We start from the raw sequence: 12219 nt of genomic DNA, 5'->3' as shown, positions 1-12219 counted from the left end.
TTCACCATTCCTCCCCCCGACAGACTGTCGCGAGCTGTTCCGGGGCCATACCGATATGCGCGGCGGCGGCAATCAGATCCGGTTCGTGGGCGCGGAGAAAATCCATCACCGCCATGTGCACGCTGCCATCACCCACGGCCTGCCTCAGCAAATCGGGCGTGAGCCCGGTGACATCGAGAAAACGATGCGCCCGCGCGGGATCGGACAAGATCCATCCCAGCGCCTCCAGAGCAATGGCCGCGGCATCCCCGCCGCCGGATGAAAACGTCTTAAGAATTGTCAGCCATCCATGCAGCAGATAGGGTTGCCCTGAACTTTTGCCCGGGCCGGGCGGAACCGTTCGGGGGCGAAATGACAAAGCGAATACTTGTTGTCGAGGACAACGACCTCAACCGCAAGCTTTTCTGCGATGTATTGACGGCCAGTGGTTTCCAGGTGGAGCCGGTGGCGGATGGCAAGCGCGCCATTGAAAGGGCGCGGGATTTTTCACCCAATCTGGTGGTGATGGATATTCAGCTGCAGGATATTTCCGGGCTGGATTTGATCGCCGAGTTGAAACAAGACAGCATGCTGGCCGGCGTGCCGGTGCTGGCAGTGACCGCCTATGCCGGGAAAGGCGACGAAGAACGGATTCGCAGCGTCGGCGCCGAAGCCTATCTGTCCAAGCCTGTATCGATCATCCCGTTCATGGCGGCCGTGCGCAATCTGGTGGAACCCTAGCGCCTCGACGGGGGAATCCCTCCATCGCAAAGGGGCGTCGAGCCAGGGAAGTTGCGGACATGCCTTGACAAGCTGGCCCCCCGGCCGTTTTGCAGCCGCATTCGCGTGGCAGGCGCCGCGCACCGCAATTGCGATGGGAATTTGGCATGGACCGTTCTGCAGTCGACACCGTGATCCGCACTTTGATCGAACCGTTCAACAAGAAGCAAGTATCGATCGAGGATAGCACCACCTTCGCCGGCGATCTGGAGTTCGATAGCCTGACCGTGATGGATTTCGTGGCAGCGATCGAGGACGAGTTCGACATCATCATCAGCATGAACCAGCAGGCCGAGATCGAGACCTACGGCAATCTCGTCGATGCGGTTCATACCCTGCAGGGCAAGTAACCCATTCATGACCGACACCACCAATCAGGCACCTGATCTGTTCGACAAGTTCGACGGCATCATCCACACGCGCACGGAACTGCTGGCCGGCGGCGTGGAAGACCCCTTCAACTTGGTGATGGAACGTGTGATTTCCCCTACGAGGGCAATCTGCAACGGCCGCGAAACCATCCTGCTGGGCACCTATAACTATATGGGGATGACCTTCGATCCCGACGTGATCGAAGCGGGCAAGCAGGCGCTCGAGAATTTCGGTTCGGGCACCACGGGCAGCCGCGTGCTTAACGGCACCTATCGCGGGCACCGGGATTGCGAAGACGCGCTGCGCGAATTCTACGGCATGGATCATGCCATGGTATTTTCCACCGGCTACCAGGCCAATCTGGGCATCATCAGCACCATCGCCGGCAAGGGCGATTACATCGTGCTGGATATCGATTCGCACGCTTCCATCTGGGACGGCTGCGCGCTCGGCAACGCAGAGGTCGTGCCGTTCAAGCACAATGACATCGAAGCGATGGACAAGCGGCTGGGTCGCATTCCCGCCGGTGCAGGCAAGCTGGTGGTGCTTGAAGGCGTCTATTCCATGCTGGGCGATATTGCCCCGCTGAAGGAAATGATCGCCGTCGCCAAGAAGCATGGCGCGATGGTGCTGGTGGACGAAGCCCATTCGATGGGCTTCATCGGCGAACACGGCCGCGGCGTGGCAGAGGCGCAGGGCGTGCTGGACGATGTCGATTTCGTGATCGGCACCTTTTCCAAGAGCGTCGGGACGGTCGGCGGCTTTTGCGTGTCCAACCACCCGAAGTTCGAAATCATGCGACTGGTGTGCCGCCCCTATGTCTTCACCGCGAGCCTGCCGCCGAGCGTGGTGGCAACCGCCGCGACCAGCATCCGCAAGCTGATGCAGGGCGGCGCCAAGCGGGCACATTTGTGGGAAAATTCCCAGCGTTTGCACGGCGGGCTGACGAAGCTGGGTTTCACCCTGGGGACCACCGAACCGCAGAGTGCCATCGTGGCCGTGATCATGCCCGACCTGGAACGCGGCGCGGCGATGTGGGAAGCGCTGCTGAAGGAAGGGCTGTATGTCAATCTGGCGCGCCCACCGGCAACCCCGGCCAACATGACGCTGCTGCGATGCTCCCTCTGCGCAGAACACAGCACCGAAGAGGTGGAAACCATCCTCGGCATGTTCGAACGCGCGGGCAAGGCCGTCAGCATCATCTGATCGCGAACCGCGCCTGACCCGGTTTACTGGAAAGGTATTCGAGCCCCGCGTGCCAGTCGCATGCGGGGCTCCTTGGCATTGGCGTTCCGTTTGCGGCGATTGCCCTGCATCGCTGGTCCCAAGAAGGTTAGTCCGGCGGTAAGGATTTGCTGGTAACAGCTGTATCCAGAAATGGAGCAGGCCATGACACGGCAGCTGATAAAGCGCGATCCCCGCAGCCAGGTGGAATTGACCGGCCGCTTCCGTACCGGCAGCGGCCGCATGCACGTCGTGCGCGTTTCCGATCTGTCCGTTTCGGGATGCCGGCTGCACCAAAACTTTTCCCTGCTCGACGTCGGCAAGACGATCATGATGCGGCTGGCCGATATCGGACCGATCGAATCGACGGTACGGTGGCGCAACGGCATGGATATCGGCGTGTCCTTCCAGCATCCGCTGCACCCGGCGGTGCTGGACCATCTGCTGGCGCGTTACCGCCTGTTCGAACGCGCCGCGCCCGAAGATATCCCCAAACCGCACACTGACGAATTGTTCTGAACGCAGGGTTCCCGGAACCCTTCCGTCCGATCAGGCTGGCTGAACCACTGCGGGCTGCGCACATTTGTCCGCGGCCGCCTCTCCGCCGCCACCGAGCATGGTCAGCGCCAGGAAACCGGCGATCACCAGAGCGATAAAGCCCACGGTGACCAGGCCGAGATATTTGTCGATGAAGCGCTTGATCGGGGCCCCGAACAGACGGAACAGAATGCCCACGATCATGAAACTGATCGAACGGGACACCAGGCTGGCCAGAATGAACGGGATCAGCGGCATGGCGATGAAGCCGGCAGTGATGGTCAACAGCTTGAACGGGATCGGCGTCGCGCCCTTCACGATCAGGATTTCCACGCCATATTCGCGCAGATAGCAGGCCGCCGTCGGGAAGCTTTCGGTCAGGCCCAGCCAGGCCAGCAGCTGTTCGCCCAGCGTATCATACAGGCCATAACCGATGGCATAGCCCAGCATGCCGCCAGCAACCGAGGCCAGCGTGGCAATCGCAGCAAAGCGGATCGCCTTCTTCGGTTCCGCGAGGCACATCAATCCCAGCAGGGGATGGGGCGGGATCGGGAAAAAGCTCGCCTCCATGAAGCTGAACAGCGCCAGCCACCATGCCGCATGCGGGTGCGCCGCCTTTTCCAAGACCCAGTTATAAAGCTTACGCAGCATTGTACCCCCTGGGTCCCTGACAGGAGCGACCTAGGCGAGGCTTCGCTGCGGTGCAAGATAAGCCATATGCAGGTGCGGTTGCGCCTATGCAGGAACTGCCAGCCTGCTAGGCCGTTTTCGGCACGACCGTTGGAGATCGCCCATGAAACGCCTTACCCTCGCCGTCATTCCGCTCGCCCTCGCCACAGCGGGTTGCCAATCCGTTGGTGACATTCCGAACAGCCGGCTGGGCCAGGCTACGCTCAAGCACAGCAATGGTCTGCCAGCTGGCACTGCGCAGCTGTTTTCGAAGGGCGACAAGGTCGAGATTGCCATTGCGCTGACCGGCATCCCGGCGGGCGTGCATGCTGTGCATCTGCACACCACCGGCAAGTGTGATGGGCCGGAATTCACCACCGCCGGGGGTCATTTGAACCCGCATTCACGTCAGCACGGTACCGAAAATCCTGCCGGCCCGCATGTCGGCGATCTGCCTAACATGACAATTGGCAGCAGCGGCGCCGGAACCGCCACCGCCACGCTGACCGGTACGCAGGCAGAAGCGCTGGCGCAGATCTTCGACGCGGACGGCACCGCCATCGTGGTCCACGCCGGGCCTGACGATTACAAGACTGACCCGGCCGGCAATGCCGGTGGCCGGATCGCCTGTGGCGTGGTCACCCGGACGTAAGAGTATCCCCTGCTACCGTTGCCCGTGATGCGACACGGGCAACGGCGGTGGCATAGCTGCGCATGCCGATGATCAGTGCAGCCAGCGCCAGCGGCACGATGGCAAGATTGCCGATCACCCCCAGCGCCAGATTGCCAGTCACTTCCGAAACATAGCCAGCCGTGAACGGGCCGAATGCGAGCCCGATCAGCGTGGTGCCCAGAAAGAAGATCGCCGTGGCCGTGCCGCGCATCTGGGGCGGAACGAGCGCCTGGCTGGCCGCAGCGGCAGCGGACAACGCTGATGAGGTAACGATTTGCAGCAACAGGCTGCAGATCAGGAAAACAGTCAGACTGCTACTGCCATAACCGATCAGCACCAGCGGGACCGGGCCCAGCACACCGGCCAGCACCACCAGCAGGCGGCCATCGGCGCGGCGTTGCTGCAGATAATCCGCCAGACGCCCGCCGGTGAGCACACCGATGAAGCCGCCTGCCGCCGCCGGTGCCCCCAGCAGCCAGCCCAGCTGCGCCTTACCCAGCATGAATACCCGTTCGGCATAGGGCGCAGCCCAATAGGTGACGGTATAGCCGACGAAGCACACGCCCGCATAAGCCAGGGTGATGGCCATGAAGGGTCGATTGGCGCAGGTCAGGGCAAAGGCAGCCGGTTCATCATGCCGCAACGACACGGCCCAGCTCCACACCGCATAGCAGCCCAGGGCGACAAACCAGAACTGGCCCGGATTGCCCGTGATCCGCCCCAGCCCCCAGGCCAGCAGCGCCATTGCGCCGGCACCGGCCAGATTGGCCAGCAGTGCCATCGGCCCGCGCCGCGCCGCGCCGAAAACGGTGAATGGCGGCACGATCCGCTGCAGCTGAACGGCAAAGATCGCCCAGGGCGAAACGGGCAAAGCCGCTGCATCGACAGGAATTCCATCGGTCCCGCCGCGGACAGGTTCCCGCAACGAAAACACCAGCAGCGCCAGCAGCAGACCGGGCGCACCAGCCGCCAGAAATGCCACTTGCCACCCGGCCAGCTCCATCGGCGGATTCACCGGAAAAGCCGCGTTCCAGCCCTGCACCACGGCCCCGCCGATCAGCAGCGATAACCCGCTGCCCAGAAACAGCCCGGCCGAATATATACCCAGCGCCGTCCCGCGCATGCGTTGCGGAAACCAGTCGGCGATCAGCGAGTAAGCGCAGGGGCTGGCGGTCGCCTCCCCGACCCCGACCCCGACTCGCGCCAGAGCGAGCGTAGCGCCATTGCGAGCAAAGCCTGACAGCGCCGTCATTGCCGACCACAGCAGCAGGCCCAGGCCCAGCAACCGGGTTCTGCTCCAGCGATCGGCCAGATGGCCCAGCGGAATGCCGAACAGCGCATAGAAAATCGCGAAGGCCGTGCCGTAGAGGAAGCCCAGATCGGCGTCGTCCAAGCCCAGATCGGCCTTGATGTCATTGGCCAGGATGGACAGAATCTGCCGGTCGATGAAATTGACCAGATAGACCAGGAACAGCACGCCCAATGCGTACCAGCTATAGGCCGGTACCGGGCTTTCCTGATCTGCGCGAGGCTGTTCACCCGCCATGGTGGTTTCCACGCTCTGCCGTTGATCCCGAACCGGATCGGTCAATCTGCGGCATCGGCAGCATAGCGGGTGCCATCCACCACGCCCGCTTCGGCAAATCCCTTGCGCCGCAGCCGGCAGCTGTCGCACAGACCACAGGCCAGGCCTTCCGGTGTGGGATCATAGCAGGACCAACTGATCGCGGGATCGAGGCCCAGCTGCTGCGCCTCCCGCGCGATGCGCGCCTTGGTCCAGTGCTGCAGCGGGGTATGCACGGTGATATCCGCACCTTCGGCGCCGACCTTGGTCGCGAGCCTGGCGGTCTGGACGAAGCTGGCGATGAATTCGGGCCGGCAATCGGGGTAGCCGGAATAATCAAGCGCGTTGACGCCGATGAAGATATCGGTCGATCCGATCGCTTCAGCCCAAGCAAGGGTCAACGACAGAAAGACAAGATTGCGCGCCGGCACGTAGGTGACAGGGATATCATCCCCCACCCCGCCCTTGGGCACAGCAATATCGGCAGTCAGGGCCGATCCGCCAAACTGCCGCAGATCCAGTGGCATCACCAGGTGGCGCTCTGCCCCCAGTTCCCGCGCAACTACCCGCGCGGCATCCAGTTCGCAGCGATGCCGCTGATTGTAATCGATCGTCAGCGCGTTGACGGCATAGCCTTCCCGGCGGGCAATCGCACCTGCGACCATCGAATCGAGTCCGCCCGAAAGCAGGACCACGGCTTTTTTCTGCGTATCGACCATGCGGGCCGATATCGCCGATCAGCAGGACGACGCAAGCGGGGAGATGTGCCCGGCCTGTGTCAGCATCCTTCAGACCATGTCAGCAACGGCCCTGGAAACGGGCCTCGCCATTGAGCGAAAAGGGCGTGCCATTGGCGATGCCGGTGGTCTGGATCTGGACCAGCCGCGGGCTTTCACGCCGGATCGTCGTACGGCCATAGCCACTGCCGCGACAGGTGTACTGGACCACCACATGATCGGCGCCATCTTCCACCACGAAGCGGTTGCAGCCGGGCTGGCGATGCTGAAGCTGGATCAGTTCCTGCCCATTGCGCAGGCAGATCTGCTGAGTCGATCCATCATCGCGCACGCGCAACGACCAGCCGCCTTTTTCCAGCGAACCGAGCATCGCGAGTTCCGGCGCCTGGGCAGCAGCAGGCACCGCCGCAAGCAACACCGCAGACAGCATGCCGGCAGATTTCGCCAAGCGGGAAGAGAATGCGTGAATCACTGGATGGTGGCTCAATTTCGTTGTCATGATCGATACATTACCATGGACCAGATGAACGGCCAATTGCCCCGCGCATACGATCAACTGATTGCAACAGACATTCTTCGACAGAAAACGCCCTAGAATAGCCGGAGGCAATCAATCCTGAATCGCGAATTCCTTTGAACAGAATGCACAATCAACCAGGATGATCCCATTGTCGTCCCGCATTTCCCGACGATCTTCGGCCGGAAAGCGCGACAGCACATCTTCGAAATGAACGATCGAACAACGGCAACCGCGTGAAAAGCGCGTGCCAGGCAGTACGCGAACCTCTTCCTCTTCATGGAACAGGCGCCAAGTCAGCTGCTCAAGGCTGAGATCGGGATCGGTGAGCTCGTCAGAGCGGATGCTGCCAGCGAGAATGGACACATGTTCCCATTCAACATGATCCATCTGGACATGCAGCCGTTCACGCCCGTCTTCCCCATCAGGCAGATGCTGTACCAGCAAGCCGCCAGCGATGGTGTCGGCACCACGCTGGGCCACGGCGACGCGGATCAGAGTCGGCACTTGTTCGCTGCGGACGAAATAGGCCTCCACCGCTTCGGCCAGCACATCCCCTTCCAGGGGAACAACGCCCTGATAGCGTTCGCCGGTAGCGGGCAGATCGAAAGTGATGGCCAGATGCCCACCATCGAACATATCCTCGAGCACAGGCACCGGCGGCAGCACCGCCACGCGATCGGCATCATGCCGGGCATAGCCGCGCAGTTCGCCATTGCGGTAATCGCACACCAGCAGTTCGATTGCCCCGCCAGGAGACTGGGCCTGAACGGTGAGCTGGCTGTCTTCTTCCTTCAGCAGGCTGCCCATCAGCGCAGTCAGCACCAGCGCCTCCGTCAGCACCGCCTTGACCGGGGGGGGATAATCATGCGCGGCCAGAATCTGGTTCAGCACCGAGCCGAACCGGACGGCGCGACCGCGCGCATCCCGCGCGGGGATGGAAAACTGCAGCACCTGATCCATTCCGGTGGGCTGCCTGCCGGTATCTTGTGTGTTCATGCCGGCCATATGGTGATGCCGGACGACGAAGGAAAGTGCATCCATGCAGGCATGGACACATGCTGACACTTTGCCGCCCCGGCCATCATCGGATCTGCGATCCGATTTCCCACCCGATCAGATCACAGCAGGCCGAAGCACCACAACAGAATCGACTTCTGCGCGTGGATGCGATTTTCCGCCTCGTCAAAAACCACCGACTGCAGGCTTTCAAAGACATCTTCGGTCACTTCTTCGCCCACATGCGCGGGCAAGCAGTGAAGAAAGATCGCATCATCCTTGGCATCGGCCATGAGCCGGGCGTTGACCTGAAACGGAGTCATCGCGGTCAACTTGCTGGCAGCGTGGGGCTGACCCATGGAAACCCAGGTATCGGTGACCACCACATCGGCCCCGGCCACGGCGACATGCGGATCGCCGGTCAGCGTGACCTGCGATCCACCGGCCCGCGCCAGTTCGACGAAATCGCTTTCGGGCTCATAGCCCTTGGGCGTGCCGATCCGAACGTTGAACTTCATCAACCCGGCCGCTTCCAGGATCGAATGCAGCACATTGTTGCCATCGCCGAGCCAGGCCAGCTCCAGCCCGGGCAGCGCCTTGCCATGCTCGATCACTGTCAGCAGATCGGCCACGATCTGGCACGGGTGCGACCGATCGGTCAGCCCGTTGATCACCGGAACGGTGGCATGGCGGGCCATTTCCTCGATCTTGGCGTGGTCATCGGTGCGGATCATGATCGCGTCGCACATCCGACTCAGCACGCGGGCCGTATCGGCGATGCTTTCACCGCGCCCGAGCTGGGTGGTGCCCGAATCGAGGATCAGCGCCGTACCGCCAAGCTGGCGAATGGCGATGTCGAAGCTCACCCGCGTGCGGGTGGAATTCTTTTCGAAGATCAGCGCCAGTACGCGACCGGCCAGCGGCAGATCGGCATCGGCCTGCCCCTTGGGCCAATCCCGCCGAGCGGCCTTGCGATCGATCGCATCGTTGATCATCGCCGCCAGCGCATCGCCACCGGCATCGCCGAGTTCGAGGAAATGCCGCACTGTCATGAGGCTTCCCCTGCCTGATTATAGTCGGCCGCACCGGCCGAGAGCTTGTCGAAGAATTCGTCGATTTCTGCGTCGCCAATAACCAGCGGCGGCAGCAGCCGCAGCGTTTCATCGCCGGCAGCCACCGTCAGCAACTGATGGCTGTCGCGCAGATGCTGCATGAAGGGGCGCGGTTCGCCCTTCATCTTGATGCCAAGCATCAGGCCCAGGCCACGCACACCTTCGAACAGATCGGGATAATTGCCGATGAACTGTTCCAGCCGCGTGCGAATCCGTTCGCCCTTGGCGCGGACATCGGCGAGGAATTCGTCATTCGCCACGGCATCGAGCACCGCACCGCCAGCCGCCATGGCCAGCGGATTGCCGCCATAGGTAGACCCATGGGTGCCAAAGGTCATGCCGCGCGCGGCCTTTTCACTCGCGAGGCAGGCACCAAGCGGGAAGCCACCGCCAATGCCCTTGGCAATCGCCATGATGTCCGGCGCGATGCCGTAATGTTCATAGGCGAAGAAGCTGCCCGTGCGTGCAACGCCGGACTGCACTTCATCGAACACCAGCATCAGATCATGCTCGTCGGCCAGATCGCGCAGGCCCTGGATGAATTCCTGAGTAGCGACGCGAATACCGCCTTCGCCCTGAATTGGCTCGATCAGGAAACCGGCCGTGTGGGGACCGATTGCCGCCTTCACCGCATCCAGATCGCCGAATTCGACATAGCGAAAACCGGGCAGCAGCGGCGCAAAGCCGTGATGCATCTTGGTCTGGCTGGAGGCGCTGACGGTGGCCATGGTGCGGCCGTGGAAGGCATTGTTGAAAGTGACCAGCTCAAACCGCTGCTCATTGCCATCATGCTGATGATAGGCGCGCGCGGTCTTGATGGCTGCTTCGACGGCTTCGGCACCGGAATTGGTGAAGAACACCGTGTCGGCAAAGGTCAGGTCGACCAGCCGCTGGGCCAGATCTTCTCCCTGAGGGCTACCGTAGAGGTTCGACACGTGCATCAGCGTTTCTGCCTGACGCTGGATCGCACCGATCAGGCCGGGGTGGGAATGGCCGAGCAGATTGACCGCGATCCCCGCTGCGAAATCGAGGTAGCGGGTGCCGTCCTCACCAATCAGATGGCAGTGCTCACCGCGCACGGGCCGAAAGCTGCACCGGGGGTAGACGGGCATCAGCGGAGTGATCGACATGGTGAATTGTCCTTGGAATCAAGCGCATTGCGCAAAACGGGAAAGGGCGGCCCCGAAGGACCGCCCACGTTTTCCGTTTATGATCTTGGCAATTCCCGGTCTGGTGACCGGACCAAGTTTGCCGGGGAAGGCCTTCGCGAATCAGCCCTGAACGGGAGCAAGGTTGACTGCGGAATACTTCCCTCGTCGATCAACTTCGAGATCGAACTCAAAACGATCGCCTTCATTGATCCCGGGCAGGCCGGACCGTTCGACGGCGCTGATGTGAACGAAAGCATCTTCCTTGCCGTCATCGCGGGTGATGAAGCCGAAGCCCTTCATGGCGTTGAAGAACTTGACCGTCCCCACGGCCTTTTCACCGGTCAGTTCACGCTGCGGAGCCTTGGCGGGCGCTGCAATGACGTCACCGACGACCTGCAGATCCGCAGCCGAAACCTTGCCGCCGCGATCGACCAGATTGAACTGCAGTTCCTGACCTTCGGCCAAGCTTTCCAGTCCAGCCCGTTCAACCTGGCTGATGTGCACGAACACGTCTTCGCCGCCTTCATCACGCTGGATGAAGCCGAAGCCCTTTTGTGCATTGAAGAATTTTACCTTGCCGCTGCCTGCGCCAACGACCTGAGCGGGCATGCCGCCGCCACGATCGCCACCGCCGCCGCGCGGGCCGCCGCCGAAACCGCCGCCGCCACGCGGGCCGCCACGATCGCCGCCGCCGCTGTAGCCGCCGCCGCCGCCGTAGCCACCGCGGTCGCCGCCGGAACGCCAGTCGTCTCCACCGAAACGGGGCGGGCCACCGTCAGAGAAAGGGTCGAATCCGCCTTCACCAAAACCGTCCCGCTTGTCGCGCCCCCGGCCGCGACGACCTTTATCGTAACCCATGAACCGAACGTACCTTCATTCGTCCTCGATCAACACCCAGCGAGACGGACGACTACCGCCAGATGATGGCGACAAACCTTTGCCGCCAGTTCAACTCTCAGCTTATAGCGAAGTTAGAACACATGTGCGAATTATTTGCGAATGGGTTTTTTGCCTGATGCAAGAGTTTGGTGTGACACCCGCAGACACCGATCACCACCGCTTGCCACCTGTTACCGCATGAGCAACAAGGGCCAGCTATGGATATCGTCGGCCTCCTGAGCGACCCGGCAGCCTGGGCTGCGCTGTTCACCCTGATTGTGCTGGAGATCGTTCTCGGCATCGACAATCTGGTTTTTATAGCCATTATTTCCAATAAACTGCCTTTGGAACAACGCACTACGGCCCGTCGTATTGGGTTGGGACTGGCCATGGGCATGCGCATCATGATGCTGCTGCTGATCGGGTGGCTGGTCACATTGCAGACGCCGCTGTTCGACCTTGGCATCACCGGCGCCCCCACTGCCAGCGGCGAACCGAGCTTTGAAACGGCGTTTTCCGGGCGCGACCTGATCCTGTTGGTGGGGGGCCTTTTCCTGCTGTGGAAAGCCACGAAAGAGATCCATCACAGCATGGACCCACAAGATGATTCAGGCGAACTGCTCGACAAAACGCCCGGAAAAAGCGTTGTTCAGCTGACATTCGGTTCGGCCATCGCCCAGATTATCGCCCTCGACCTGGTTTTTTCGATCGATTCGATTCTCACTGCGGTCGGCATGACGGACGAGATTCCGATCATGGTAGCAGCCGTGGTCATTACCGTTGGCGTCATGCTGGTTGCCGCCGATCCGCTGTCGCGCTTCATCGAACGCAACCCCACGCTGGTCATGCTCGCCCTCGCGTTCCTGGTGATGATCGGACTGGTGCTGATCGCCGATGGTTTCGGGTTCCACGTACCCAAGGGTTATATCTACACGGCCATGGGCTTTTCCGTGGCGGTGGAGGCGCTCAACATCTTTTCCCGCAACCGGCGCATGGCCAAGGCTGCGGCAAGCAAGGATTCTTAAG

General features: G+C 61.7%; 15 protein-coding genes. 6 read left to right on the top strand and 9 right to left on the bottom strand.

Translation table 11 applies throughout. The features are described 5' to 3' along the window. Position 1: 1 nt before the first annotated feature. Complete coding sequence (locus tag GRI97_RS14270; protein WP_161392199.1) at positions 2 to 235, bottom strand: DUF3572 family protein; 234 nt, start codon at positions 233 to 235, stop codon at positions 2 to 4. 116 nt (positions 236 to 351) lie between these two features. Here GRI97_RS14270 and GRI97_RS14265 point away from each other — a divergent pair, with 116 nt between their 5' ends. From GRI97_RS14265 to GRI97_RS14250, 4 genes are all read left to right on the top strand, one after another. Next, positions 352 to 720, top strand: coding sequence for a response regulator (locus GRI97_RS14265; protein WP_161391886.1), 369 nt, complete (start codon positions 352 to 354; stop codon positions 718 to 720). Positions 721 to 866: 146 nt separating this feature from the next. Then, positions 867 to 1109 carry an acyl carrier protein gene (locus GRI97_RS14260; RefSeq protein ID WP_161391885.1) on the top strand — a complete coding sequence of 81 codons (243 nt, stop codon included), beginning with the start codon at positions 867 to 869 and terminating at the stop codon, positions 1107 to 1109. 7 nt (positions 1110 to 1116) lie between these two features. Continuing rightward, entirely contained in the window at positions 1117 to 2337 is a 1221-nt protein-coding gene (gene spt / locus GRI97_RS14255) for a serine palmitoyltransferase (RefSeq protein ID WP_161391884.1), read from the top strand. 183 nt (positions 2338 to 2520) lie between these two features. Next, entirely contained in the window at positions 2521 to 2874 is a 354-nt protein-coding gene (locus tag GRI97_RS14250) for a PilZ domain-containing protein (protein ID WP_161391883.1), read from the top strand. A gap of 30 nt (positions 2875 to 2904) precedes the next feature. Here GRI97_RS14250 and GRI97_RS14245 read toward each other — a convergent pair whose 3' ends face one another. Continuing rightward, positions 2905 to 3543 (bottom strand): YqaA family protein, encoded by a 639-nt coding sequence (locus GRI97_RS14245; RefSeq protein WP_161391882.1) that lies wholly within the window; start codon positions 3541 to 3543, stop codon positions 2905 to 2907. 142 nt (positions 3544 to 3685) lie between these two features. Here GRI97_RS14245 and GRI97_RS14240 point away from each other — a divergent pair, with 142 nt between their 5' ends. Next, the gene (locus GRI97_RS14240) at positions 3686 to 4213 is read left to right on the top strand and encodes a superoxide dismutase family protein (protein WP_161391881.1); all 528 of its coding nucleotides are present in this window, start codon (positions 3686 to 3688) and stop codon (positions 4211 to 4213) included. Here GRI97_RS14240 and GRI97_RS14235 read toward each other — a convergent pair. The 7 genes from GRI97_RS14235 to GRI97_RS18935 form a co-directional block, all read right to left on the bottom strand. Further along, positions 4200 to 5825 (bottom strand): MFS transporter, encoded by a 1626-nt coding sequence (locus GRI97_RS14235; protein ID WP_235917854.1) that lies wholly within the window; start codon positions 5823 to 5825, stop codon positions 4200 to 4202. The two genes, GRI97_RS14240 and GRI97_RS14235, sit on opposite strands and share 14 nt — an antisense overlap. Continuing rightward, positions 5822 to 6529 (bottom strand): 7-cyano-7-deazaguanine synthase QueC, encoded by a 708-nt coding sequence (gene queC, locus GRI97_RS14230; protein WP_328598578.1) that lies wholly within the window; start codon positions 6527 to 6529, stop codon positions 5822 to 5824. Before queC ends, GRI97_RS14235 begins: the two co-directional genes overlap by 4 nt. 67 nt (positions 6530 to 6596) lie before the next feature. Further along, positions 6597 to 6983, bottom strand: coding sequence for a hypothetical protein (locus GRI97_RS14225; RefSeq protein WP_235917853.1), 387 nt, complete (start codon positions 6981 to 6983; stop codon positions 6597 to 6599). Between the two features lie 162 nt (positions 6984 to 7145). Next, positions 7146 to 8051 carry an Hsp33 family molecular chaperone HslO gene (hslO, locus tag GRI97_RS14220; RefSeq protein WP_161391879.1) on the bottom strand — a complete coding sequence of 302 codons (906 nt, stop codon included), beginning with the start codon at positions 8049 to 8051 and terminating at the stop codon, positions 7146 to 7148. Between the two features lie 122 nt (positions 8052 to 8173). Beyond that, positions 8174 to 9103 carry an ornithine carbamoyltransferase gene (argF, locus tag GRI97_RS14215; RefSeq protein ID WP_161391878.1) on the bottom strand — a complete coding sequence of 310 codons (930 nt, stop codon included), beginning with the start codon at positions 9101 to 9103 and terminating at the stop codon, positions 8174 to 8176. Next, positions 9100 to 10293: an aspartate aminotransferase family protein gene (locus GRI97_RS14210; protein WP_161391877.1), complete on the bottom strand. Its 1194-nt coding sequence runs from the start codon at positions 10291 to 10293 to the stop codon at positions 9100 to 9102. The genes argF and GRI97_RS14210 overlap by 4 nt, the downstream gene beginning before the upstream one ends. 141 nt (positions 10294 to 10434) lie before the next feature. Further along, a complete protein-coding gene (locus tag GRI97_RS18935; protein WP_161391876.1) occupies positions 10435 to 11172 on the bottom strand; it encodes a cold-shock protein in 738 nt (245 codons plus the stop codon). Positions 11173 to 11411: 239 nt separating this feature from the next. Between GRI97_RS18935 and GRI97_RS14200 the strand changes: the two genes are divergently transcribed. Continuing rightward, a complete protein-coding gene (locus GRI97_RS14200; RefSeq protein WP_161391875.1) occupies positions 11412 to 12218 on the top strand; it encodes a TerC family protein in 807 nt (268 codons plus the stop codon). The last annotated feature ends 1 nt before the right edge of the window (position 12219 follow it).

The organism is Croceibacterium xixiisoli (assembly GCF_009827305.1).
Taxonomy (GTDB): Bacteria; Pseudomonadota; Alphaproteobacteria; order Sphingomonadales; family Sphingomonadaceae; genus Croceibacterium_C; species Croceibacterium_C xixiisoli.
The sequence above is the reverse complement of the archived record's forward strand: the minus strand, read 5'-3'. Positions and strand labels throughout refer to the sequence as shown.